Raw genomic sequence first — 25,690 nt, 5'->3', positions numbered from 1 at the left:
GACATTAGTAAATGCAACTCAGAATTTGGCTGAAAAAGATACGAATTCTGTCAAATTGGCACGTAATCACAATATGAACTATACTTTAAAGAATTTTCTACACAACCTGCTACTTAACAGCAGTGCCTCTTCCGACGACAACGATGATATTATTCCGGTTATAACCACAGACCCTGAAGAAGAGATTCCTGCCGATGAATTGCCCGATGAACTTCCCTTATTAGCTGTACGAAACACTGTGTTGTTTCCGGGGGTGGTATTGCCGATTACTGTTAGCCGTAAAAAATCTGTCAGGCTGGTGCGCAAAGCCCACAAAGGCGATAAAACCATTGGCGTGGTGGCACAGAAAAACGTGAACAGCGACGACCCATCGGCGGAAGATCTGTTTGAAGTAGGTACGGTAGCTAAAATACTGAAAATGCTGGTGCTGCCGGATGGCAATACCACCATTATTATTCAAGGGCACAGCCGCTTTAAGATAGATGAAATTACCCAGGAAGATCCTTATCTGACTGCCAAAATAAGCTATTGCCAGGAGACATTCCCGAACAAGAAAAGCAAAGAAGTTAAGGCACTTGTGCAGTCGCTGAAAGATGCTGCAGCCAAAATCCTGAAACTAAACCCTGAAATTCCGCAGGAAGCACAGGTAGCTTTGGATAACATCGATAGTCCTAGTTTTCTTACGCATTTCCTGTCGAGTAACCTGAACGTGGAGGTTGCCCAAAAGCAGGCTTTGCTGGAAGTGAATGATGGAGCCGAGCGCGGCACGCAACTGTTACAGCTTATGTTACGCGAGGTACAGTTGCTGGAGCTGAAACAGGAAATCCATACAAAAGTACACACCGACTTAGACCAGCAGCAGCGCGATTACTTTTTGCGCCAGCAGATAAAGGTATTGCAGGATGAGCTGGGGCAGGAAGGACCAGACCAGGAAATTGAGCGTTTTCGGGAGCGTGCCATGAAAAAGAAATGGCCGGAGCCGGTAGCGCTGCACCTAAAGAAAGAAATTGATAAGCTGGCCCGCCTTAACCCGCAGGCTGCCGAGTACCCGGTAGCGGTAAACTACATCGAGTTCCTGTTAGACCTGCCCTGGAACGAGTATACCAAAGATAACTTTAACCTGAAGCGCACCAAAAAAATACTGGATGCCGACCATTATGGTCTGGAAAAGGTAAAAGAGCGCATTCTGGAATACCTGGCCGTTCTGAAGCTGAAGAATGATATGAAGGCGCCTATACTTTGCCTGTATGGACCTCCGGGTGTGGGTAAAACCTCGCTTGGCCGTTCTATTGCAAAATCCTTGGGGCGTAAATATGTCAGAATGTCACTGGGAGGTGTGCGCGACGAAGCTGAAATTCGTGGCCACCGCCGCACCTATGTAGGCGCTATGCCGGGCAAAATCATTAACCAGTTAAAAAAGGTTGGTTCTTCTAACCCGGTAATTATACTGGATGAGATCGATAAACTGGCTTCTGATTTCCGTGGCGATCCGTCATCAGCTTTGCTGGAGGTGCTGGATCCGGAGCAGAACCATACTTTCATGGATAACTACCTGGATGTAGAGTACGATCTTTCGAAAGTTCTTTTCATAGCTACAGCCAACTCACTCGATACCATTCAGCCAGCCCTGCGCGACCGTATGGAAATCATCGAACTGACTGGTTATACCTTGGAAGAGAAAACCGAAATTGCCCGACGCCATCTTGTACCAAAACAAATACAAGAGCATGGCCTGGAAGAGGAGGATGTAAAGATACCGAAGCAAACCATCCAGAAAGTGATCGAAGATTATACCCGCGAATCGGGTGTAAGAAACCTTGAGAGAAAACTGGGCCAGCTGGTGCGCCATACGGCTAAACTAAAGGCAATGGAAGAGGAATACCCTACCACCATTAAGCCCGAAGAAGTTGTAAAGCGCCTGGGCTCTGAGATCTTCGATAAGGAAATTTACCAGGATATTGATACGGCCGGTGTAGTAACAGGGCTGGCCTGGACTTCGGTTGGCGGTGACATACTTTTCATAGAATCTATACTTAGCAAAGGCAAAGGCAAGCTTACACTTTCTGGCCAGCTGGGCGATGTGATGAAGGAGTCTGCCATGACGGCCATTTCATACTTAAAAGCACACGCCGAACTGCTGAATATTGATTACCGCCTGTTCGACCAATACGACCTGCACATTCACTTCCCGGAAGGTGCCGTTCCGAAAGATGGTCCGTCGGCTGGTATTGCCATTTTTACTTCAATTGCATCTGTATTTACGCAACGCAAAGTGAAATCGCGCCTGGCCATGACGGGTGAAATTACGCTTCGTGGTAAGGTATTGCCGGTAGGAGGTATAAAAGAGAAGATTCTGGCCGCCAAGCGTGCAGGTATTTCTGATATTATACTTTGCCAGAAAAATAAGAAAGACATAAACGAGATTCCGGAGCAGTACATTAAAGGCCTGAATATACATTATGTAGATAAGGTGGATGATGTGGTGAAAATTGCCCTGCTGAAGGAAAAGGTGAAAAACCCGCTGAAGCTGGTTGTAACCGAAGATAAAATAGCTGCCGAGTAAGCAGTTTTAAAGTATAAAGTATAGCATGAGAAAGGCAGCGGCACTTATACTTTTTTTGTTGCTGAATTTCTCGCTTACAACGCAGGCGCAGGTAGGAGGGCAGCAGGCCTTTTCGTTTCTGCGCCTGCCTACAAACGCCAAACTTGCGGCACTGGGAAGTATAAATGTGAGTGCCGGTGGCCATGATGTGAACATGGTGGCTGCAAACCCCGCTCTGCTGAACCCCGAAATGGACAGGCAACTGAGTCTGAGTTATGCGGGTTACCTGGCCGATATTAAGCAGAGCAATGTGGCTTATGGCTTTAACCACCGTAAGTATGGCCGCTGGGCTGCAGGTATAAACTATACCAATTATGGAGAGTTTGTGCAGCGCGATGCAACCGGGGCTACGGAAGGTACCTTTACGGCAAATGATTATACTTTAAACCTGAGCCATGCCCGCCAGTCGGATGCTTTTACAATTGGCGCCACTGCTAAAGTAGCGGTATCAAGTATGGCAGGTAATAAAGCATTGGGGCTGCTGGCCGATGTAGGCGGGGGTTTTAAGCACCCTGAGCACGACTTTTCGGTAGGGTTGGTTTTTAAAAATGTAGGCTACCAAGTTAAAGCTTTTGATGGGGCAGCGCGGCAACCAATGCCGTTTGATGCACAATTGGGAGCCAGCTTTAAACCGGAACACATGCCGGTGAGGTTATCGCTTACAGCGCATCACCTGCACCAGTTCGATATTGTGTACCTTGATCCGAATGAAAAAGGGCAGCTTGATGAGAATGGAAACGAGATAAAGGAAGAGAAAACGTTCGGCGATAAGCTGGCGCGGCACTTTGTAATAGGCACGGAGTTTATCTTCAGCAAGAACTTTCAGATGAGGGCGGGGTATAACCATTTACGTAGCAAAGAACTTAAGTTAGAATCCGGTTCGGGAGGCGCAGGTTTTTCGGCTGGTCTGATGTTGCGGGTGCGGGCTTTCGAGCTAAACTATGGCAGTGCTTTTTATCATCCATCAGGGGCCAGCCATTACATTACCATCAGTACTGATACAGGCACTTTCCTGAAAAGGAAGACAAAAACATAACTACAGTTTATACTTGGCGCAGGTATAAGCTTTTTTTATTTTTCAATTTAAAAGAACAGAAATGTTAGATTGTATTGAACACTTAACTCCGGCTCAGATAGTAGAGGAGCTGGATAAATATATAATCGGGCAGAAGGATGCAAAACGTAACGTGGCCATTGCGCTGCGCAACCGCTGGCGCCGCATGAACGCCGATGAGAACATCCGCAAAGAGATAGTGCCTAATAATATTCTGATGATTGGTGCTACCGGTGTGGGTAAAACAGAAATTGCCCGCCGTTTGGCTAAAATTGCAGATGCGCCTTTTACCAAAGTAGAAGCTTCTAAGTTTACAGAAGTTGGCTACGTTGGCCGCGATGTGGAAAGTATGGTACGCGACCTGGTAGAGCAGGCCGTGAACATGGTAAAAACCCGCAAAAAAGAAGAGGTAAAAGTTAAAGCAGCCGAAATGGTGGAAGACATTATCCTGGATGCACTAATTCCGCCAATTCAGGGCAGGGCAGGTGCGCCGGTTTCTACTACTTCTACCGATATAAACGGTGTGCCCGACAGCGATTATGAACTCAACGAGCGTACCCGCGAAAAATTCAGAGACAAGATCCGTAACGGCGAACTCGAAGACCGTAAGATCGAGATCAAAATTCAGCATAGCGGTATGCCGGGCGTTGGCGTAATGGGCCCGGGTATGGACGAGGCATCGATGATGAACATCCAGGAGATGATCAGCGGCATGATGCCTAAGAAAACCAAGAAGCGTAAAGTAACCATAGCCGAAGCCCGTAAGATTTTGCTGGACGAAGAAGCCGCCAAACTCATTGATATGGATGAGGTGAAGGAAGAAGCTATTTTTAAAGCAGAGAACTCCGGCGTTATTTTTATAGATGAGATAGACAAAGTAGCCAGCTCCAGCAAGAAAGGCGGAGGCGGGCCAGACGTAAGCCGCGAAGGTGTGCAGCGCGACCTTTTACCGATTGTAGAAGGCTCAACTGTTAACACGAAGTATGGCGTCATCAACACAGACCATATTTTATTCATTGCTGCCGGTGCGTTCCACGTGGCAAAGCCATCCGATCTTATACCCGAGTTGCAAGGCCGTTTCCCGATCCGTGTAGAACTGCAAAGCCTTACCAAAGAAGATTTCTACCAGATTCTGAAGTTCCCGAAAAACGCTTTAACCAAGCAGTACGAGGCTTTGCTGGCTGCTGAAAACGTATCGCTTACCTTTAACGATGAAGCGCTGGATGAAATAGCTGCCATTGCATATGAGGTAAACTCTGAAGTAGAAAACATTGGTGCCCGCCGTTTGCATACCGTAATGAGCCGTTTGCTCAACGATATTCTGTTTGATGTGCCGGATAAAATTGGTGCCAATGCCCAAATCGTAATTACCCGCGAAATGGTAATAGAAAGGCTTTCTGATATGGTCCGCAACCGCGATCTGAGCCAGTATATACTTTAATGGCGAATTAAAATTACAACACTGGCGCCGGTATTTGACCGGCGACGAAGGGTGGGCGCGAGTCTCCGGATTCGCTTACATCATAACTATAATTTACAAGCCGGCAGTTTTGCAGAAGCAGAGCTGCCGGCTTTTGTTTTTGGCTGGGATTTTATACTTTGATATAGCAAACTGATGGAAGAGATACCCCTCTCTGAAAGTATAAATCAACCTCTTAACTAAATTATATCTTTGAAGCCTTCCAGCCCGTAACTCTTAACCTATAACTCTCAACTCTTAACTAATTCACCCATGAATTACTACTTCGTAACCGGAGCCAGCAAAGGAATTGGCAAAGCCATAGCTGAAGAGCTTTTAAAAGACGAGCAAAACTGCGTAATAGGTGTGTGTCGCAACAACACCATCACCCATAAAAACTACCGCCACCAGCCCCTCGATTTTTCTGACATTCCAGCCGTAGAACATAACCTGCAAAAAGTTTTTCTGCCTTATACTGATGCAGATCGGCTTATACTTGTAAATAATGCCGGCGTACTGGGCGATATTGGTTATGTAGGCGAAGGCATCCCAAACGAGCGCTTTGAGTTTGTGTTTGATGTAAACGTGATTGTGCCGGCCATGCTGATGAATACTTTCCTGAAGGTTTACCAGCCACTGCACGTGCCAAAAGTTATACTTAACATCAGCTCTGGTGCCGGCAAATACCCGATAGATGGCTGGGCTGCCTATTGCGCTTCCAAAGCCGCGCTCGATATGCTATCCATGACCGTACAGAAAGAGCAGGAAGTACGCGGCAGCAACGTGAAAGTATACGCACTTTCGCCCGGCGTTGTGGATACAGCCATGCAGGAGCATATCCGGGAGTCGGACGCAGCGCGCTTCAGCAATGTAGAGCGATTCAGGGAGTATAAAGCCAGCGGAGAGCTTGCATCACCGGAAGAAGTAGGCAGCAAAATCGTTCATTTCCTCCACAACACAGATAAGTATAACGAGGTAATAGTATCGGTGCGTGATATGTGATCAGGTGCACAACTTTCCGTTAACTAAAATACAGCCCGGCCCTAACAGCCGGGCTTTTTTGCTGCTTCTACTTGGTTTATAGTTTGACAGCGGTAGCGATATATTTAAGTATAATTTGCTAAATTGATATTGAAGGTAACAACCTGTTAAAGTGGTTTTGAATCAATGCTTTATAATTGGGGCTTCTACATTGTAAAAGTATGGTCATTATTTTAGAGTAAAGCAAGCTGGGCAAAGGCCGGACCCAGAGCGTATTGAGTCTGGTAAACAGAATCTTAACAAGGAGCCTTTAGAGTTTATGATGCGTAAAAACAGGTTCAAGGTTTTTGTGGCCCGAAGCAGCACTGATTAATCATTTCCTAATCGTATTTGCCGCGCCACCTACTTAAATAGACAGATGAACTGACAGAAGTATAAGCAAGTATAAAAACAGGAGCCATGGAAACTATAGCGAACTCATCCACAACCTACACCGAAGCCTATAACCAAAGTATAAATGACCCGGAAGGGTTTTGGGCCGAGCAGGCAGATGATATTGCCTGGTACCAGAAACCGGAGCAAATACTGAGCACCGATGAGAACGGATTTTACCGTTGGTTTAAAGGCGGCAAACTGAACACCGCCTACCTGGCCCTGGACTACCACGTAGAAAATGGCCGTGCCGACCAGACAGCCCTCATTTACGATTCGCCGGTAACCGATACTGTGCGCAAGTATACTTACCGGGAGTTTCGTGACCTGGTAGCACGCTTTGCCGGTGGCTTGCAAAACCTGGGCGTAAGTAAAGGCGATACGGTAGTAATTTACATGCCCGTTATTCCGGAAGCTGTTATTGCCATGCTGGCCTGTGCGCGCCTTGGAGCTATACATTCAGTGGTTTTCGGTGGTTTTGCGCCACATGAGCTCACCGTCCGGATAGATGATGCAAAGCCTAAGGTTGTAATTTCGGCCTCCTGTGGTATTGAGTTTGATAAGCACATCCCGTATAAGCCCCTGCTCGATAAAGCCCTGAACGATAGTAAGCATAAACCTGCCCATACCATAGTTTTACAGCGCCCTTATGTAGTAGCAGCAATGCAGCCCGGCCGCGACCTCGATTATATGGAGGTAATGCAGCATGCCCATCCTGTAGATTGCGTGCCTGTTGACGCCCATGACCCATTGTACATACTTTATACTTCCGGCACCACCGGCAAACCCAAAGGCATAGTACGCGATAACGGCGGCCACGCTGTAGCCCTGAAGTATAGTATGAAAGCCGTGTACGGTGTAGATCCGGGCGATATTTTCTGGGCTGCCTCAGATGTGGGTTGGGCTGTTGGCCATTCATACCTGGTATATGCCCCGCTCATACATGGCTGCACTACAGTATTGTTCGAAGGCAAACCTGTACGCACTCCTGATGCAGGTACATTCTGGCGGATTATACAGGAGCATGAAATAAAAGTATTATTTACAGCGCCTACCGCCATCCGTGCTATTAAGAAAGAAGATCCCGATGGAAAGTATAAACAAAAGTATAACTTACCATCGCTTAAGTATTTGTTCCTGGCCGGGGAACGCTGCGATGTGGCAACTTACTATTGGGCCAAAGACATGCTGAAAGTACCTGTTATAGACCACTGGTGGCAGACCGAATCTGGCTGGCCAATGGTGGCTAATATGGTAGGCTATGGTTTAATGCCAGCCAAGCCGGGTTCTGCTGGCAAGCCGGTGTGCGGGTATAAAGTAGAGATTCTGGGTGAAGGAGGGCAGGTGCTGATTCCGGCGCAGGAGGGGTATGTAGCCGTAAAACTGCCGCTGCCTCCTGGTTGTTTGCCCACCCTGTGGCAAGACGATGAACGTTTCTTTAAATCATACATGGAGCGTTTTGCAGGCTATTACATGACCGGCGACGGTGGTTACATAGACGAAGATGGCTATGTATACATCATGGGCCGGATAGATGATGTGATCAACGTTTCGGGGCATCGGCTCTCTACCGGCGAAATGGAAGAAATGGTGGCATCTCATACTGCTGTGGCCGAGTGCGCCGTGGTGGGCATTTCAGATGAGTTGCGCGGTCAGCGGCCGATTGGGTTGGTGGTACTGAAAGATGGCCAGACGATAAGTGAAAGTGAGATTGAACAGGAGCTGGTAAGTATGATCCGGGAGAAAATTGGCGCAGTGGCTTATTTCCGGAACGCGCTGGTAGTTAAACGATTGCCTAAAACACGTTCGGGTAAAATACTACGCAAGATCATTCGCAACATAGCAGATGGCGAGCATTATGCCATACCATCTACTATAGACGATCCTGCCATACTTACCGAAATACATAATTGCCTGCGCGATCGCGGGATCGGCAAAGCCTTTATATAAAAAGTATAAACTGACTAATCCTTTACCTAAAAATACTGGAATCATGATTAATAATTATCAGATTAAAACTTTTGAACAGTACCAGGAAGCCTATAAACGAAGCGTGGAAGATCCCGAAGGATTCTGGGCAGACATTGCCGATACCTTTACATGGCGTAAAAAGTGGGATAAAACCCTGGAGTGGAATTTTGAGGAGCCGGATGTAAAGTGGTTTAAAGGTGGAAAACTGAACATCACGGAAAACTGCCTGGACCGCCACCTGAAAACCCGCGGCAATAAACTTGCCCTGATCTGGGAGCCTAACGATCCCAAAGAACGCTTTGTGCGCTTCACTTATAAAGAGATGTACGAGCGTGTATGCCAGTTTGCCAATGTGCTGAAAAAGAATGGCGTGAAGAAAGGCGACCGCGTGTGTATTTACATGCCTATGATTCCGGAGCTGGCATTTGCTGTGCTGGCCTGTGCGCGTATCGGTGCCATACATTCTGTAATCTTTGCCGGTTTCTCAGCAGTTGCCATGGCCGACAGGATTAACGACGCCGGTGCTAAAATGGTACTTACTTCTGATGGTCTGAACCGTGGTTCCAAACAAATACCTGTAAAGCGTGTGGTAGACGAAGCCCTGGAAACCTGTCCGTCTGTAGAGAAAGTGATTGTGGTAGAGCGCTTGGGTTGGGCAGTGAACATGGTGGAAGGCCGCGATGTGTGGTACCACGACGAAGTGCAGGGTGTAAGCAAAGAATGCCCGGCCGAAGAAATGGATGCTGAAGACATGCTGTTTATACTTTATACTTCGGGCTCAACGGGCAAACCAAAAGGTGTGGTGCATACCTGTGGTGGCTATATGATTTATGCCCAGTATACTTTCAGCAACGTGTTTCAGTACGAGGAAAGCGATATTTACTGGTGTACCGCCGACATCGGCTGGATAACCGGCCATACTTATTTGTTGTATGGTCCGCTGCTGAGCGGCGCAACTACCCTTATGTTCGAAGGCGTGCCGACTTACCCGGACATGGGCCGTTTCTGGCAGGTGTGCGATAAGTTCGGGGTATCTATTTTCTATACAGCGCCAACGGCTATCCGTTCGCTTATGAGCGGCGACATAGACCACGTGCTTTCCTATAGTTTAGACTCCTTAAAAGTACTGGGCTCTGTGGGCGAGCCTATAAACGAAGAGGCCTGGCACTGGTATCATACGCATGTTGGCAAGGAGCGCTGCCCGCTGGTAGATACCTGGTGGCAAACCGAAACCGGAGGTATCATGATTTCTTCTCTGGCAAACGTTACGCCTACAAAACCCGCTCACGCAGCTTTCCCGCTGCCGGGCATACAGCCTATACTTGTAAACAGCGATGGAACCGAGATAACCGAGAATGAAGTAGAGGGGCATTTGTGTATGAAATTCCCGTGGCCGGGCATTATACGCACCACTTATGGCGACCACGAACGCTGCCGCCTGAGCTATTTCTCAACTTACAAAGGTTTATACTTTACCGGCGATGGCGCCAAACGCGATGAGAATGGCTATTACCGCATCATTGGCCGCGTAGATGATGTGATAAACGTATCCGGTCACCGCTTTGGTACAGCCGAGATCGAGGAGGCCATTAACCATAACGAGCATGTGGTAGAATCAGCAGTAGTTGGCTATCCGCATGACCTGAAAGGGCAGGGGATTTACGCCTTTGTGATCTGCAAAGAAAAACCGGAGCGCGAAGATTACCTGCGTGCTGAAATCATCGAAACGGTGGTAGAAAAGATTGGTAAGATCGCCAAGCCGGATAAGATACAGATTGTGAGTGGCCTGCCCAAAACCCGTTCCGGTAAGATCATGCGCCGCATTCTGCGCAAAGTAGCCGAAGGCGATACGTCTAACCTGGGAGATACTTCTACCTTGCTTGACCCGGATGTAGTGGATGAGATAAAGGAAGGGGCTTTGTAGGTTTTTATAGTTACTTATGCGAATACGGCTGTCTGTTATTTCAAACAGGCAGCCGTATTTTTGTTCAGTTTATATATTAGTTTTGAGCATCACTCCCTGATTTTGGAGATATGACTATAAAGAAACTGCATTACATTTCCGGGCTTATCATTACAGGTTTTATCGGGATACATCTGACCAATCATTTTTATAGTATTGTAAGTGTAGAAGAACACATCAGGGTAATGGATAACCTCCGGCATCTTTATCGCAATCTATACTTCGAAGCAATTTTATTAGGTGCTATACTTTTTCAGGTTATTTCCGGGCTTAAGCTCTTTTTGTTTAAACGCAAAACTGCAATATTATTTTTCGAAAGGCTGCAAGTGTGGTCAGGGCTATACTTAGCGATCTTTTTTATAATCCATTTAAGTGCGGTTCTAGTTGGGCGGCACTTCCTGCAACTCGATACAAACTTTTATTTTGGGGTAGCCGGCCTTAATACCTTCCCTTTAAACCTGGTTTTTATTCCTTATTATGGGCTCGCAATCATGTCTTTCTTCGGGCATATTGCTGGTATTCATAATACCAAAATGAAGCGCAATGTTTTAGGAATAACACCTTTCGGACAATCAATAATTATCTCAATGATAGGGGTTTGCCTGACAGTTTTTGTTTTTTACGGGCTAACAAACCGGTTCAGGGGAGTAACTATACCATCAGAATACAACGTCTTAATCGGGAAGTGAGAAAAGAGGTCTGTTAGCTAGGACTGCTTCAAAAACTTACCTCAGTTAAATTTGCTAATTCAAGCATTTCTGCTTCATGAACCGCCAACCGCCTTATCTTTGCATTGCAACAAAGTATACTTATGATCGACGAGCAGCATAACCCCTGGACCACTCTTTCCAGCAGAGATATCTACCAGAACCCCTGGATTAAAGTACGCGAAGACAAGGTGCTGAACCCCAGAGGCGGTGAAGGAATTTATGGTGTGGTAAGTATGAAAAATAAAGCCATCGGCATTATACCTGTAGATGACGAAGGCTATACTTACCTGGTTGGGCAGTACCGTTATGCGCTAAACGAGTACAGCTGGGAAATACCAATGGGTGGCGGTTTGATAGAAAATGACCTGCTGGAATCTGCGAAGCGGGAATTACAGGAAGAAACAGGTTTTACCGCTGCGCGCTGGACCAATATCTGCCGCCTGCATACTTCCAACTCTGTAACCGACGAAGAAGGCTTTGTTTTCTTAGCTCAGGAACTAACTGCCGGCGAAACAGCATTTGAAGATACAGAGGAGCTGCACATTAAACGTGTGCCTTTTTCGGAGGCAGTGCGCATGGCCCTGAACAACGAAATAACAGATGCTATCAGTGTGGCAGGTATACTTAAAGCAGCGTTTATACTTGGTGTTAAATAGGAATTCTTAATTCTGTATTATCTGCTTTTGTAAAGTAATTCCCGGCCGAGTAAAAGGCTTGGTTAAGTATAAACTTAGCGTTTTACAGGCAAGCCTCCCAATTGAGAACTCACGTATTATTAGTACATTTGAAAGCATGAAAACCCTGAAGTATTTATCACACCGAATTTACACGACCTGGTGCGTAACCTGGTTTGTGTTGCCGTTTGTGGTAACGTATCCTTTTCAGGTTGTTTTGTTGCGTAAAGCCAAGTGGTACAGGCATGTGCACAACATCAATAGGTTTTGGTCCAGCTCATCGCTGCGCATGTTCCTGGCTCCGCTGCAGCTTGAGTGGCGCATGCATTTCGACCGCAACAAGCAGTATGTTTTCACGCCAAACCATAGTTCTTACCTCGATATTCCGTTACTGCTGCACACTATTCCGGGTTTTCTTAACTTTGTGGGCAAAAGCTCGCTTACCAAAGTGCCGCTTTGGGGCAAAGTATATCAGAAATTATACATTGCTGTAGACAGGAAAAGTGCCATGAGCAGTGCCAAAAGCTATATCCAGTCTGTAAGAAGTTTAGAGGCAGGCCGTAATCTGGTTATTTTTCCGGAAGGCACTATACCTAAAACAGCCGGTGAAAAGCTGCTGGAGTTTAAAGACGGCCCTTTTAAGCTGGCAATAGAAAAGCAGCTGCCGGTAGTGCCGGTAACAATGCCCTATAACCAGTACTTCCTGCCCGACCTGGACGGAAAGCTGAAAGTGCGCTGGCATCCGCTCAAAATCGTGCTCCACGAGCCGATCGAGACAAAGGGCATGACCCTGCAGGATTTGCCGGCGCTAAAAGAGCAGGTATTTCAGATCATTCAAACAGAAATTTCGAAACATAACAATACGCATGTCAACAGATATTCAGACCATCAGAAAATTAGCACACTTAGCCAGGCTTGAGTTTAATGAGGAGAAAGAGCAGCAGGTACTGCAGGACCTGAACAAGATACTGAACTGGGTAGACCAGCTGCGCGAGCTTGATACTGAAAACGTGGAGCCGCTGGTGCATATGTCGGAAGAGGTGAATGTAATGCGCGAAGATGTGGCGGTAAACACCGTTACACACGATCAGGCCCTTATAAACGCGCCTAAGAAAGATTCTGATTATTTCAGGGTACCAAAAGTACTGGAATAAGCTACAGAACCACTCTATGAATAAAATCAGGTTTTGGAAGAACTGGGATACTGACACCAAGTATCCCTATCTTTTTTTAATGGCACTTGGGTTGCTGAGCATGCTGCTGGGCGTGTACTACTATTTCTCTGGCGAAGAACTGGCTTTTGGCTGGGATAAAATGTCGGAGTTGCAGGTAGTGCCGGTGCCGGTGCATGAGTTCTCACGCATGCTCGAGACTTTTACCCTTACCGCCGATGGCTACCTGCTAACGGAACAATACGATGTGGCCGCGCCTGTGGTAAATACTACTGCCGCCTCTGTGTTTCTGGCTATCCTGGGTATTTGCCTTGCCTTTTATACCGCCGCCATCAGTACCATGAAACGCCTGGCATACTTTGCTGGCGTGCTTTTGCTGATGCTTTTGCTGGCCAGTTTTAACCTCGATCTGCTGGGAATTTACGGTACAGAAGCCGGACAGCCGGTATTGCTGCTAAGTATAGGTGTGCTGGCTTCGGTCAGTTATGCTTTTCAGGCTTTTTACAGCCATATTCGTTTTACTACCCGTGTACTTATACTTGGCGGCATCTTGTTGCTGCTAAGCTTTTTTGTGTTTTCAGAGGCCAGGTTTCCCGCTACGCTAACGGCGTTGCACCTTGTAAACTATAGTGCTATCGGTACGCTGATCGCTTCCCTGCTTTTTATGATCTGGATAGCCTACGAAAACGTAAACGCGCTGCTCTGGATAAATACACAGGCCAAAACGCCGGAACGCCGTTTTAGTTTATGGCAGTTTATGCTGGTAAGTATCTTATACTTGCTTAACCTGCTGCTGTTATACCTGCGCCATGTCGGGTATGTAAAGCTAGATCTGTTCTATATCAATGGTTATGTTATTCTGCTGCTTTCGATTATTTCGGGCTTCTGGGGCATGCGCCAGCGAGAGCAGTACTATGGCCGTTTTATGGCGTTTAAACCAGCCGGAGCAATACTTTACCTGGTATTTGCCACCATTACCGTTTTAAGTATAGGCTATGCTTTTGCTACCGCCAACGACTCGCTCACTGTAGTTTACCACGACCTGATCGTATATACGCACCTGGCTTTCGGCTTCATGTTCTTTGTGTATGTGATGTTTAACTTCGGGCGTTTGATAGACCAGCGCCTGCAGGTTTACAAAGTGGTGTACCAGGCTAAACGATTGCCATTTTATACTGTCTTCACGATGGGTGCCATATTGCTGGCCATACTTGTGATGCGCACGCAGTACAGGGCTTACTTTTATGTTTACGCCGGTTACTACAATTACCTTGGCGATCTGTACAAAGCCACTGATAACACCATACTTGCGGAGCGTTTTTACCAGGAGAGTGCCCTTTACGACAACAACAACGTGAAGGCCAACTATAGCCTGGCCGGTATTTACCGCGAAAAAAATCAGCGTAACAACGAGATACTTCGCATGAAAGAATCGTTGGAGAAGCGCCCTGACCCAAAGCTTTATATTCGACTGGCCAACCTCTACGACGAGAAAGAATATTTCTTTGAGAAGCTTTACGTACTGCAGCAAGGTGCAGAAGTTTTCCCGGAATCAGGGGAGATCTATAACAACCTGGCCCTGCTTTATTCCCAGACCAGCGTTAACGACAGCACCGATTATTATTTTAACCTTGCCCAGAAGTATACTTCGGATGAGGATTTTGTAAGAAGCAACCGGCTGGCCTTTTATACACGCCAGGCAATGCTGAAGCAGGCCGAAGAACTATTGCTGGAAAGTAATGGCGGCAAGTATAAACCGCTGAGAACCAACCTGACTACCCTGCGCCAATTATTAGGGCAACAGCCTGCAAATGAGGATGGCTTTACGCCTGATTCTTTGGAACAGGTGGAGGATTTTACACTTTTCTATAATAGTACGCTTAGCACACTTAGTAACGGCGATACCAGCAAACTTGAACCTCTTAATAAATACCTCAACCAGAAAGGGAATCAGCTCTTTATGGAAGACCTGTTATACCTGAAAGGCCTGATACAACACTATAACGGTAGACCGAAAGAGGCGCGAAGCGTGGTGGAGAACCTGGCGCTGGCATCTTCGGGCAGAAGCGGGTATTATTACAATGCCTTGGGCCTCTGGATGATGGAGGAAAACAACTATGGTGCTGCGGCCGCATACTTTAAGCTGGCAAAAGACAGAGGCTATAACAATGCTTTCCTGGCGCATAGTTACGCTTTGGCGCTGGCCCACCAGCCTGGTGCCGCCAAAGAAGCCCTGAAGGAAGTAGGTTTTACAGAATACGAGCCTGCTATCGAAGTAGCGCAATCGCTGCTTACTGTGCTGGACCAGCATACACAGGCTATTGTTAACCAGGCACCCGACAAAGATAAAGTGCAGTACCTGCTGGCCTATTTGCCACAGCTTAGCCTAGGTCAGGTAGATGCTATTGTTAACAGCGTTCAGGAGAAAGAGCTGCGCCGCCAAGCCTTGCTGGCCCGCATAGATTACCTGATGCAGCAAAAGAACTGGAAAGCCGCTAACGATGCCGTAAAAGAAACTGCTAACCAATTGCCGCCAGAAGGCAGCCTGCGCTCTGAGCTTAACCTGAAACAGATGAAGTTATGGTTGTATACCAAAAACTATAATACCCTGCTCGGGCGTATGGAGAAGCTTTACCTCACTCCGAAAGACAAACGTCAGTTAGTATACTTCAGGGCCAGAATTGCCGAATCAAAAGGTCGTACACGCGAAGCCTCCGAGCAATATACTCAGGCTGTTAAAATGCTGTTATATGATGAGGAAGTAGTAGAGAAAGCTGCTGCTTTTTTTGCAAAACAAGCACCAAAAGGTATGAAAGCCTATAATATTCTGCTGGATGGCATCACCTATAATCCGTACTCGACAAGGTTATACAAAGCGTATGCCCTGGAAAGTATAAATCAGGGATTGGTAAGCTATGCAGATCAGGCATTAGAGGAACTTCGAAATTTGCTTACTGAATCGGAATATAGTACATTTATTCTTGAATTTGAGAAACAGCGCCAGGCTGCAGCGACCCGCGCCGACGACTGGCAACTATAAAATCCGGCTGTATGAGCACCATCATCGAAACACACAATATCTCCAGGGTATACCACATGGGCAGCGAAACTATAAACGCGCTTAAGTCGGTATCCATCAACATTCAGAAAGGAGAGTATGTGGCATTTATGGGCCCATCAGGCTCTGGTAAATCTACGCTGATGAATATCATTGGCTGCCTCGATACACCATCCGGCGGGCAGTATATCCTGAATGGCAATGATGTGAGCAACATGACGGATAACGAGCTGGCCGAGATCCGAAACAAAGAGATAGGTTTCGTGTTCCAGACCTTTAACCTGTTGCCCCGCCAGACTTCTTTGGAGAATGTAGCATTACCCCTTATATATGCCGGCTACAATAAAAGCGAGCGCGAGGAGCGGGCACAGCTTGCCCTGGAAAGTGTGGGCTTGGGTAACCGTGGCAAGCATAAACCAAACGAACTTTCAGGTGGCCAGCGGCAGCGTGTTGCCATTGCAAGGGCGCTTATCAATAACCCAAGTATAATTCTGGCCGATGAGCCAACCGGTAACCTCGACTCTAAAACATCTTACGAGATAATGGAGCTGTTCGAGAACCTGCATGCCAAAGGCAATACCATTATTATGGTAACGCACGAAGAAGATATTGCCAAGTATGCACACCGCATCGTACGCCTGCGCGATGGCCTGATAGAGTCGGATACGGTGAACGAAGATGTGGTAACAGCCGCAAAATTACAGGCAGCACATAATTAAATGAAAATATATACTAAAACAGGCGACAAAGGCACTACCGCGCTTATTGGCGGTACCCGCGTGGCTAAATCGCATCTCCGTATAGAGTCTTACGGCACCGTAGATGAGCTTAATTCGTACATAGGGCTGGTGCGCGATCAGGAAGTAAATAAAAACCGGGCCGATATATTAAAAGAGATCCAGGACAGGTTGTTTACGATTGGCTCTACGTTGGCTACAGACCCCGAAAAAGCTGTAAAAATGGCAACCCCGGACTTGCACGCCGAGGACATAGAACTGCTTGAACAGGAAATAGACAAGTATACGGCGGAAGTGCCGCCGCTCCGCTCTTTTGTGTTGCCTGGTGGGCATCAGTCGGTTTCGTTTTGCCACGTAGCCCGCTGCGTTTGCCGCCGCGCCGAAAGGCTCGTTATCCGGTTACAGGAAGAATCTCAGGTAGATGACCTGGTGGTAATTTATTTAAACAGATTATCCGATTACCTGTTTGCACTCTGCCGCCTGATGACGCATGAGCTAAAGGCAGAAGAAGTGGCCTGGAAGCCGCGCCTATAACTATACATCAACAAAACCTATACTTATGTCAGTTGATACCCTAACTATACAAACACAGCAGGTGGCGCAATCGCGTATTACCGACCTGGATGTAAATAACATTGAATTTGGTAAGATATTTTCGGACCACATGCTGGTTTCCGATTATAAAGACGGTGCCTGGCAAGCGCCCGAGATATTGCCTTATGGTAATATGTCGTTGAGCCCGGCAACCTCAGCCATACATTACGGGCAAGCTATTTTCGAAGGCATGAAAGCTTACCGCAGTGCTGAAGGAGAAATTCTGCTTTTCAGGCCATACGATAACTTGAAGCGCCTGAATCTATCGGCTGAGCGTATGTGCATGCCAGAAATACCGGAGGATATTTTTATGCAGGGCCTGGAGCAGCTGCTGCGCCTGGATGCAGCCTGGGTACCGCCAACTGCCGGTTCGGCGCTGTACATCCGTCCGTTTATGTTCGCTACCGATGATTTTATAGGGGTTCGTCCTTCTTCAAATTACCGTTTCACTATTTTCTCCTGCCCGGTAGGCGCATACTATGGCCAGCCGGTAAAGGTAGCTATTGAGCCAAACTATGTTCGCTCTGTAGAGGGCGGCGCCGGTTTTGCCAAAGCTGCCGGTAACTATGGCGCGGCTTTGTTGCCGGCCAAAAAAATGCAGGAGCGCGGCTATCACCAGCTTATCTGGACCGATGCCAAAGAGCATAAGTATATCGAAGAATCTGGTACAATGAACGTGATGTTCGTGATCGATGATGTGCTGGTAACCCCTGCCGTAAGTACAACCATTCTGGATGGTATCACGCGCAAAAGCGTACTGCAATTAGCCAGAGACCTGGGATATAAAGTGGAAGAACGCAAAGTGGCCGTAGATGAAATAGTAACGGCACACAGAGCGGGTAAGCTGCAGGAAGCTTTCGGTACAGGTACGGCTGCCACCATTGCCCAGATCGCGACCATCGCTTATAAAGATGAAGAGTTTGAGCTGCCGCCGGTAGAGAGCAGAACCATTTCCAATACCATAGCGCAGGCGCTGGACAGAATTAAGACCGGCCAGGATCCCGATATTCATAACTGGGTATACAAAATCAACTTATAAAGTATAACCTATGTACCGGATGCTGAAGTATAAGCTGCACGTTTATACTTCAGCATCTGTTTTTTTAGTACAGGCAAGTATAAAACTATAACATGACAACAGAACAACTTAAAGAGTTAAAGGCCAGAGTAGAGGCTTTGAGGAGGTATCTTTGACTACGATGCCAAGAAAGAGCAGATAGCTGAAACCGAAAAACAGACCCTGGCCGCCGATTTCTGGGATGAACCGAAAGCTGCCGAAAAGGTGCTGAAAGAAGTAAAATCAGTAAAAGTATGGACCGACCATTACGAGTTGGTAGAGAAAGCAGTTGCTGATTTTGAAGTGCTGTTTGACTTTTACAAAGAGGGCGACGTAAGCGAAGAAGAGATTCTGCAGGAGTATAAAAAAGCAGTTGATGCTGTAGAGGGGCTGGAGTTTAAGCGCATGCTCAGCGGTGAAGAAGACCAGCTCAGTGCCATACTTGAAATAAACCCCGGTGCGGGCGGTACCGAAAGCCAGGACTGGGCCGAAATGCTGATGCGCATGTACATTATGTGGGCAGAATCGCATAAGTTCGGTGTAAAACAGATTAACTATAACGCTGGCGATGGGGCAGGTATAAAATCGGCTACCCTGGAAATTACCGGCGACTTTGCCTATGGTTACCTCAAATCGGAGATCGGCGTGCATCGTTTAGTGCGTATTTCGCCTTTCGATTCGGGTGGGCGGCGCCATACTTCGTTTGCCTCCGTGTTTGCCTATCCTGTGGTGGACGATACCATTAACATTGAGGTTAACCCAAGCGATATCGAATGGGATACTTTCCGGTCGGGTGGTGCAGGTGGCCAGAACGTGAACAAAGTAGAAACAGCCGTGCGCCTGAAGCATAAGCCATCTGGTATTGTAATAGAATGCCAGATAGAGCGCTCGCAGCTGATGAACAAGGAACATGCTCTGCGCATGCTGAAATCGCGCCTCTACCAGATAGAGATGGAAAAACGCAACGAGGAACGTGACCGCATCGAAAGCACCAAAAAACGTATCGATTTCGGTTCTCAGATCCGGAACTATGTTTTACATCCATATAAACTGATAAAAGACATTCGTACCGGAGTGGAGCGAACAGATGTACAAAACGTACTGGACGGCGACCTGGATGAATATATCAAAGCTTACCTGATGCAGGCATAAAGTATAAAGTATAAGTTTAGAACAAAAAAGGGCACCAGCAATGGTGCCCTTTTTTGTTGGCAGGTTTAAGGACTAATTGCTTTACACTTAACTATAATTCTCAATTGAAATAGCAGAGTTAAGTTATGCTTGAGTTGTAGTGTAAAGTATAAGCGAAGTATAATAAATGTATTTTAATATATTGATTTATAGTTTTTTATACCTGATTGAATTGTGTCTTAAGTTGTGTGTTAATGCAATTTCTGGCTATACTTTAAAGTAAGAGATGCGTATATATTAAAAATAAACAAAGATTAAATTGTAGTATGTATATATGGGCTTTGTTTAATTAATCTGAATAACCAAGTATAAATAGATGGTATAACACTTTTACTAATTCTTTTATGGCTACAAAAATCCTTGATTCAAGTTGAAAAGCTTGGAATGCATATTTTAAATCCATTGAAATATAAGTTTACCCCTTCCAGCCACCACAACACGTGGTGTTACCGCCCCTGTGCAATCTGGTAATTGCTTTACATGCACACTAACATATTTGCTACCCTGATTACCAGTTAAGAACAAATTAACTGGCATTATTAGCTCTTAAGCTACTTAGAAGCGAGTAAAATCAACACTCCTTCAATTTTGTTAACTATAACTATACCACAATGAAAAGACTATTACTAATAAGCTTCATCCTTGTGTTTGGCATATTGCAACAAGCCATGGCGCAAGGCGGAACGGTTACAGGTACGGTTACAGACCAGGCTACTGGTCAGCCGTTACCGGGGGTGGCTGTTCTGGTAAAAGGCACAACGGTGGGCACAACCACTGGTGCCGATGGATCCTATACTATAAACGTTCCGGCAACTGGTACTGCGCTGGAGTTCAGGTTTATTGGCTATACTACAGTTACACGCCCTATTGGCAACGCTACAACTATAAATGTGGCCATGGGTGTTGATACAAAGCAACTAAGCGAGGTGGTGGTAACGGCATTTGGTATTGAGCGGGAAGAAAAGGCGCTGAGTTACTCGGTGCAACAGCTCGGAGGCGAAACGGTTTCCAAAGCAGGGCAGCCAAACGTTACCAATGCCATACAAGGTAAAGTAGCCGGTGTGATTGTGCGGCAGTCGAGCGGTTTGCCTGGCTCTTCTTCTACTATTACGGTACGTGGCAGCAGGGCGCTTATAGGTAACAACCAGCCGCTATATGTGGTAGATGGTATGCCTATTGAAAGTAACGCCTTAATCCAGGATGCATCCGGCAATGGCCCTGGTACAGGTGGTGTAAGTGGGGCAGACGCTTCTTCCAGAGCACTCGATATTAACCCGAACGACATCGAATCAATTTCGGTGCTTAAAGGTGGTGCTGCTGCTGCGCTTTATGGTTTGCGTGCCTCAAACGGGGTTGTGATCATCACCACTAAAAAAGGAAAGGGCCTGACTGCTAAAAAAGGAGCTACCGTTACTTTTAACTCCGATTATACGTTTGATAAAGTCTCCCGCTTGCCAGATTTGCAGAGCACTTATGCGCAAGGTAGCGCCGGAAATTATTCCAATTTTACTTCACTTTCATGGGGTCCGCGCATAAGCGAACTCGGCGATATTACCGACCGCTTGGGCAATACACGGCCCGGTAACAGGGTTTTCGACAACGTTGACCCCTTCTTCGAAACCGGCCATACCTGGAACAACAACATTACGGTAGGTAACAGCGGGCAGTTAGGTAACTATGCTTTCGGTTTTGGTTTTACCGATCAGCAAGGTATAGTGCCAACTACAGGTATGAAACGCTATACTGGTAAAGTTGCCGGCGATTTTAACCTTAATGAGAAAGTGACCTTAGGAGCATCTGTAAATTATTCGGATGTAAATGTGGACAAGATACCGGGAGGTAGTAACTTATCTAACCCACTGTTTACATTATATGCCGCACCCCGCACATTTGATCTGTGGGGATCTCCTTTCTCTTTTCCTGGAGAACCTTACCGCCAGTATAATTACCGAAGTGCCATTGATAACCCAAGATGGTCGCTGGCCAATAACTCATTTACGGAGCAAACACGCCGGGTTATAGGTAATGCTAATTTAACCTATAAACCCCTCGACTGGGTATCGCTGAACTATAGGCTTGGTGTAGATTATTTTACAACAGATGGTAAGGAAGTATACGAGTTAGGCTCAGGTAATACAGGCGGAGCCGGCCAGATAAACGACTACACCAATAATCAGAACCAGATTAACTCTAACATTTCGCTGAATTTTAACCGGGATGTAACAGAAGATATCAACCTGAACCTACTATTGGGTAATGAGGTGTATGATATACGTAGCAGGCTGATCAGTAACTTTGGTACAGGTATAGCCATAGGAGGCTTCCGTAACATTGGTAGTACAAATACGCAGCGGGCCACAGATTTTATAAGTAGAAGGCGTGTAGCTGGTTTTTATGCCAACCTGGAAGCGGGGTATAAAGATTATCTCTTCCTGAATGCCAGTGCCCGCCAGGATTATGTTTCTAACCTGCCACGCGATAACCGATCCTTCTTCTACCCATCTATTGGGTTGGGTTTTGTAGTAACAGATGCTTTCGAGATCGAGAACAACTGGTTGAGCTTTGCCAAAATAAGAGCTTCGTTTGCAGAGGTAGGCCAGGCACCGGATGATGCATTCCAGACTAGGAACTTTTACCTGGTAGGGGGCTCGGGTTCCGGCTTTCTTGCAGATAATATCCAGTTTCCTTTTAACGACTTAAACGGTTACTCACTGTCAGATCTGTTACGTTCCGATCAGTTACGCCCTCAGAATACCAAAACAACAGAGTTTGGCGGTGACCTGAGATTTCTGGATAACCGGTTCACAGTAGATTATACTTATTACGTCCAAACCACGGAAGATCAGATCTTCCCGGTACCATTAGCCCCAACCAGTGGTTTTACAGCCGAGTTACGCAATGCCGGTAAACTGCAAACCAAGGGCCATGAACTGGTGGTAGGTATAACTCCTGTCAGGTCCACAAATTTCCAGTGGGAGCTTACTACAAACTTCTCTACCTATGATAACGAGGTTAAAGAGCTGGCACCCGGAGTAGAAAATATCTTCCTGGGCGGTTTTGTGATACCAAACGTGCGGGCGCAGGCAGGCGACGCTTACCCTGTTATTTTCGGTGCCTCGTTTGTGCGCGATGACGGTGGAAATATTGTAGTAGACAGCCGTGAAACAATAGAAGGAGAGCCAAACCCATACTATGGTATGCCACTTGCAGGCCCGGCAAAAGCTATTGCTAACGTGCAGCCTGATTTTGAGCTGAGTTTTCAGAATAGTTTCAACTTCTTAGGCTTTAACCTGACAGCTCAGCTAGACTGGCGAAAAGGAGGAAATGCTTATGCAGGTAATACCCGATTGCTCAAACTATATGGTATGGCAGAAATAACCGAGGATCGTGAAACACCGAAAGTATTCGAAGGCTCTAAAGGATTTATTGATGAAGATGGCAACCTGGTAGTGGAAGGTCCTAACGATATAGCTGTTGAACAGGGGCAGACTTTCTGGCAAACCGCCATGGATGTTATAGATGAGTCGAATGTATACTCCACTACGTTTGTGCGCCTGCGCGAGGTAACCCTCGGTTATACTATACCTGAAAACCTGGTTAAGAAAACTCCTTTCCAGGGAGCTTCACTCTACCTGACCGGCCGCAACCTGTTCCTCATAACCGATTACCCGAACTTCGACCCTGAAACAAGTGTGGGTGGAGCTGGTAACTTCCAGGGGCTTGAGTATGTATCGCTGCCGCAAACCAGGAGCTATGGCGCCGGTATCAGAGTAACGTTTTAACCTTATAAGTTGAAAATCATGAAAACGAATAAATATATAAGCCGGATTGTAGCCGTAACGTTGCTGCTTTTCTTTGCCGGCTCCTGCAGTGAGGACAAACTGGATGAAATTGACACCAACCCAAACAACCCGCTGGATGTACCCATTAGCCTCTTATTGCCCCAGGTAATTACCGATGTGTCTTTTGCCATTTCAGGCACTGACCTTGCCTGGTACTCCTCGGTGTTTGTGCAACATACAGCAGGCGTACATGCCCAGCTACAAGCAGCAGATCTTCGTTCAGGTAACACCAATAATACGTTGGTGAACAATACCTGGGGTACCATTTACGCCACCACCATGCCCGATCTGAATGCAATTATCACAAAAGGCTCTGCAGGAGGCGATGAAGAAGGTAAGTTTATAGAAGTAGGTATTGCCAAAATTCTGAAAGCTTATACTATTGCCATCGCAACCGATGCCTGGGGGCGTGTACCTTATGCAGAAATAGGGCGAGGCGCTGAGCTGCGTACGCCGAAGTTTGATAACCAGCAGGAGATTTATACTAATATACAAACCCTGTTAGACGAGGCCATCGCCGACTTGGCAAAAGGTGGCCCCAGCCCTGGCCAGGCAGATCTGATTTATGGTGGTGATGCAGATAGCTGGACAAAAGCCGCCTGGTCATTAAAAGCACGTTATTATAACAGGTTAAGTAACATTGATGCTACCGGCTCGGCAACACAGGCGCTGGCAGCTGCTGCAAACGGTTTCCAAAGTTCAGCGGATAATTTCGTGTTCAATAAGTTTACGACCCAGTCAGCAGGGGAGCATCCGTGGTATCAGGAGTCTAATGACCGGGCCCACCATGCCGTAAGCCAGACTTTTGTGAATACCTTGGATAACCTCAATGATCCGCGGCTTGCAGTAATGGTAGCGCCTGCGCCCGAGACTGGCGAAATTACCGGAGCCCCTAATGGCACGCAAACAAACGACCAGGCCAGCCAGTTATTTTCAGACCCAACAGAGGCTGTACTGAATGCTACTTCGCCGATGCCGTTAATGACTTACGATGAGTTAAAGTTTATTGAAGCAGAGGCAAACCTAAGACTTGGAAATGCAGCCGGAGCTGTTACTGCCTTTACAGAAGCTGTAACGGCTGCCATGCAACGCCAGGCTCCGGAGCTTTCTAACGCTGCCATTACAACCTATGTAGCTTCTATAGCAAGCGGCGGGCTTAACCTGGAAAGTATAATCCGCCAGAAATGGATCTCATTCTGGCTTTTTCAGCCAATCGAAGCTTTCAATGATTACAGGCGTACAGGTTTTCCTGCGCTCACGCACCCGATAGGCCCTGCGCCGCTCAGGTTCCCGTACCCACAATCAGAGCTAGATGCCAATGCTGCCAACGTACCCAGTACGCAGATTACAAATGGTGTTTGGTGGGATGATGGCACAGAAGATTAAGTGCAAGTATAAAATATAACACTTAAAAATGCCCGGCAAGCAATCGCCGGGCATTTTCTGTTTAAAGTGAATCTGAGCAATGTTGTGCTGTAAGTAGTTTCTTTAAATGACACTTTAGCTAAATATAAATTGGCAAAGCTTACAGCACGAGGCTGCAACTATCATCCGGGCCATGCAAGGGTAAGCAAACAAAAGTGGTTTATGTTATAACGCTGATTTTCATCGGGTTCGTTATGGTAAGCTCTTTAAGCTATAGTTTTCATTCGGGAACTTCTCTTTTTGGAATTCTTCCGAATTTGATATTTGCTTGAGCAAGGCTGCTTGCTTTGGTTTAATTGTGTTTAAACATTGTTGTTGAAAGCGAGTGGTTGTGTTAAGTGTATCCTGTGTTAAACGGTTGTAAGCTATTGAATAAAGTCTTCGGTTAGGCCTGTTAAGGATGTTTTGTATTGTAAGTGATTGGTATGTAGAGTGTTTTGATTGTTGATTAAATTTCGTGAATCTCTTGCGTTTATTTGAATATATTGATATTATTGGCTTAGGAAAAAGAGCTTTAGAGTTTAGCAGATTGTGCTGGCTCATAATTGGACATAAATAAGCCTGAATCCTTAACCTTGTATGGATACAACTAAGTGTTTTTAACAACAAGGAAGTAAATTTTATATTCTCCCCTGTATCTGTTTTTGATAGGCCATAAACGGTGGCCTTTGCTTATAGTTTAACCCGCCTCCTTCGAGGTGGACAGGGAATTTTTTGCTCTAAATTATCTCAACTTACACCTTAAACAATTTATTCACTTTAATTACA

17 protein-coding genes are annotated in these 25,690 nt (G+C 46.4%); all 17 read left to right on the top strand.

Going from position 1 to position 25,690, the window contains the following annotated elements; genetic code table 11:
- The first annotated feature begins 73 nt into the window (after window positions 1-73).
- The 17 genes from lon to LWP20_RS08550 all read left to right on the top strand — a co-directional run bounded on the left by lon (window position 74) and on the right by LWP20_RS08550 (window position 24,883).
- On the top strand, window positions 74-2,563 hold the full coding sequence (gene lon, locus LWP20_RS08630; RefSeq protein WP_242927722.1) for an endopeptidase La: 2,490 nt from the start codon (window positions 74-76) through the stop codon (window positions 2,561-2,563).
- 25 nt (window positions 2,564-2,588) lie between these two features.
- Window positions 2,589-3,638, top strand: coding sequence for a type IX secretion system protein PorQ (porQ, locus tag LWP20_RS08625; RefSeq protein WP_242927721.1), 1,050 nt, complete (start codon window positions 2,589-2,591; stop codon window positions 3,636-3,638).
- A 61-nt stretch (window positions 3,639-3,699) separates the two neighbouring features.
- Window positions 3,700-5,097, top strand: coding sequence for an ATP-dependent protease ATPase subunit HslU (gene hslU / locus LWP20_RS08620; protein WP_242927720.1), 1,398 nt, complete (start codon window positions 3,700-3,702; stop codon window positions 5,095-5,097).
- 291 nt (window positions 5,098-5,388) lie between these two features.
- Window positions 5,389-6,117, top strand: coding sequence for an SDR family NAD(P)-dependent oxidoreductase (locus tag LWP20_RS08615; protein WP_242927719.1), 729 nt, complete (start codon window positions 5,389-5,391; stop codon window positions 6,115-6,117).
- 438 nt (window positions 6,118-6,555) lie between these two features.
- Window positions 6,556-8,478 carry a propionyl-CoA synthetase gene (locus tag LWP20_RS08610; protein ID WP_242927718.1) on the top strand — a complete coding sequence of 641 codons (1,923 nt, stop codon included), beginning with the start codon at window positions 6,556-6,558 and terminating at the stop codon, window positions 8,476-8,478.
- Between the two features lie 43 nt (window positions 8,479-8,521).
- The gene (acs, locus tag LWP20_RS08605; protein ID WP_242927717.1) at window positions 8,522-10,423 is read left to right on the top strand and encodes an acetate--CoA ligase; all 1,902 of its coding nucleotides are present in this window, start codon (window positions 8,522-8,524) and stop codon (window positions 10,421-10,423) included.
- Between the two features lie 110 nt (window positions 10,424-10,533).
- The gene (locus LWP20_RS08600) at window positions 10,534-11,151 is read left to right on the top strand and encodes a succinate dehydrogenase/fumarate reductase transmembrane subunit (protein ID WP_242927716.1); all 618 of its coding nucleotides are present in this window, start codon (window positions 10,534-10,536) and stop codon (window positions 11,149-11,151) included.
- 122 nt (window positions 11,152-11,273) lie between these two features.
- Window positions 11,274-11,828, top strand: a complete 555-nt coding sequence (locus LWP20_RS08595) for an NUDIX domain-containing protein (protein ID WP_242927715.1) — start codon at window positions 11,274-11,276, stop codon at window positions 11,826-11,828.
- Window positions 11,829-11,964: 136 nt separating this feature from the next.
- Complete coding sequence (locus tag LWP20_RS08590; protein ID WP_242927714.1) at window positions 11,965-12,765, top strand: lysophospholipid acyltransferase family protein; 801 nt, start codon at window positions 11,965-11,967, stop codon at window positions 12,763-12,765.
- Window positions 12,713-13,000, top strand: a complete 288-nt coding sequence (gene gatC, locus LWP20_RS08585) for an Asp-tRNA(Asn)/Glu-tRNA(Gln) amidotransferase subunit GatC (RefSeq protein WP_242927713.1) — start codon at window positions 12,713-12,715, stop codon at window positions 12,998-13,000. The genes LWP20_RS08590 and gatC overlap by 53 nt, the downstream gene beginning before the upstream one ends.
- 16 nt (window positions 13,001-13,016) lie before the next feature.
- Entirely contained in the window at window positions 13,017-16,058 is a 3,042-nt protein-coding gene (locus LWP20_RS08580; protein ID WP_242927712.1) for a tetratricopeptide repeat protein, read from the top strand.
- Window positions 16,059-16,069: 11 nt separating this feature from the next.
- Window positions 16,070-16,795, top strand: coding sequence for an ABC transporter ATP-binding protein (locus LWP20_RS08575; RefSeq protein WP_262914555.1), 726 nt, complete (start codon window positions 16,070-16,072; stop codon window positions 16,793-16,795).
- Window positions 16,796-17,347: a cob(I)yrinic acid a,c-diamide adenosyltransferase gene (locus LWP20_RS08570; RefSeq protein ID WP_242927711.1), complete on the top strand. Its 552-nt coding sequence runs from the start codon at window positions 16,796-16,798 to the stop codon at window positions 17,345-17,347.
- Window positions 17,348-17,372: 25 nt separating this feature from the next.
- Window positions 17,373-18,446 (top strand): branched-chain amino acid aminotransferase, encoded by a 1,074-nt coding sequence (locus LWP20_RS08565; protein WP_242927710.1) that lies wholly within the window; start codon window positions 17,373-17,375, stop codon window positions 18,444-18,446.
- Between the two features lie 92 nt (window positions 18,447-18,538).
- Window positions 18,539-19,616 (top strand): peptide chain release factor 2 gene (gene prfB, locus LWP20_RS08560; protein WP_242927709.1). Its coding sequence is split into 2 segments (ribosomal slippage): window positions 18,539-18,598 and window positions 18,600-19,616, totalling 1,077 coding nucleotides; the frame shifts between segments, so codons are not numbered across the junction.
- 650 nt (window positions 19,617-20,266) lie between these two features.
- Window positions 20,267-23,437 carry a SusC/RagA family TonB-linked outer membrane protein gene (locus LWP20_RS08555; protein WP_242927708.1) on the top strand — a complete coding sequence of 1,057 codons (3,171 nt, stop codon included), beginning with the start codon at window positions 20,267-20,269 and terminating at the stop codon, window positions 23,435-23,437.
- An 18-nt stretch (window positions 23,438-23,455) separates the two neighbouring features.
- Window positions 23,456-24,883 carry a SusD/RagB family nutrient-binding outer membrane lipoprotein gene (locus LWP20_RS08550; protein WP_242927707.1) on the top strand — a complete coding sequence of 476 codons (1,428 nt, stop codon included), beginning with the start codon at window positions 23,456-23,458 and terminating at the stop codon, window positions 24,881-24,883.
- Window positions 24,884-25,690 lie beyond the last annotated feature (807 nt).

This window comes from Pontibacter vulgaris (assembly GCF_022758145.1).
Lineage (GTDB): Bacteria > Bacteroidota > Bacteroidia > Cytophagales > Hymenobacteraceae > Pontibacter > Pontibacter vulgaris.
The sequence above is the reverse complement of the archived record's forward strand: the minus strand, read 5'-3'. Positions and strand labels throughout refer to the sequence as shown.

What these genes read in the sequence shown, in the direction of transcription:
- lon (WP_242927722.1), top strand. Translation starts at nt 74, where the DNA reads ATGAACTATACTTTAAAGAATTTTCTACACAACCTGCTACTTAACAGC.
- porQ (WP_242927721.1), top strand. Translation starts at nt 2,589, where the DNA reads ATGAGAAAGGCAGCGGCACTTATACTTTTTTTGTTGCTGAATTTCTCG.
- hslU (WP_242927720.1), top strand. Translation starts at nt 3,700, where the DNA reads ATGTTAGATTGTATTGAACACTTAACTCCGGCTCAGATAGTAGAGGAG.
- LWP20_RS08615 (WP_242927719.1), top strand. Translation starts at nt 5,389, where the DNA reads ATGAATTACTACTTCGTAACCGGAGCCAGCAAAGGAATTGGCAAAGCC.
- LWP20_RS08610 (WP_242927718.1), top strand. Translation starts at nt 6,556, where the DNA reads ATGGAAACTATAGCGAACTCATCCACAACCTACACCGAAGCCTATAAC.
- acs (WP_242927717.1), top strand. Translation starts at nt 8,522, where the DNA reads ATGATTAATAATTATCAGATTAAAACTTTTGAACAGTACCAGGAAGCC.
- LWP20_RS08600 (WP_242927716.1), top strand. Translation starts at nt 10,534, where the DNA reads ATGACTATAAAGAAACTGCATTACATTTCCGGGCTTATCATTACAGGT.
- LWP20_RS08595 (WP_242927715.1), top strand. Translation starts at nt 11,274, where the DNA reads ATGATCGACGAGCAGCATAACCCCTGGACCACTCTTTCCAGCAGAGAT.
- LWP20_RS08590 (WP_242927714.1), top strand. Translation starts at nt 11,965, where the DNA reads ATGAAAACCCTGAAGTATTTATCACACCGAATTTACACGACCTGGTGC.
- gatC (WP_242927713.1), top strand. Translation starts at nt 12,713, where the DNA reads ATGTCAACAGATATTCAGACCATCAGAAAATTAGCACACTTAGCCAGG.
- LWP20_RS08580 (WP_242927712.1), top strand. Translation starts at nt 13,017, where the DNA reads ATGAATAAAATCAGGTTTTGGAAGAACTGGGATACTGACACCAAGTAT.
- LWP20_RS08575 (WP_262914555.1), top strand. Translation starts at nt 16,070, where the DNA reads ATGAGCACCATCATCGAAACACACAATATCTCCAGGGTATACCACATG.
- LWP20_RS08570 (WP_242927711.1), top strand. Translation starts at nt 16,796, where the DNA reads ATGAAAATATATACTAAAACAGGCGACAAAGGCACTACCGCGCTTATT.
- LWP20_RS08565 (WP_242927710.1), top strand. Translation starts at nt 17,373, where the DNA reads ATGTCAGTTGATACCCTAACTATACAAACACAGCAGGTGGCGCAATCG.
- LWP20_RS08555 (WP_242927708.1), top strand. Translation starts at nt 20,267, where the DNA reads ATGAAAAGACTATTACTAATAAGCTTCATCCTTGTGTTTGGCATATTG.
- LWP20_RS08550 (WP_242927707.1), top strand. Translation starts at nt 23,456, where the DNA reads ATGAAAACGAATAAATATATAAGCCGGATTGTAGCCGTAACGTTGCTG.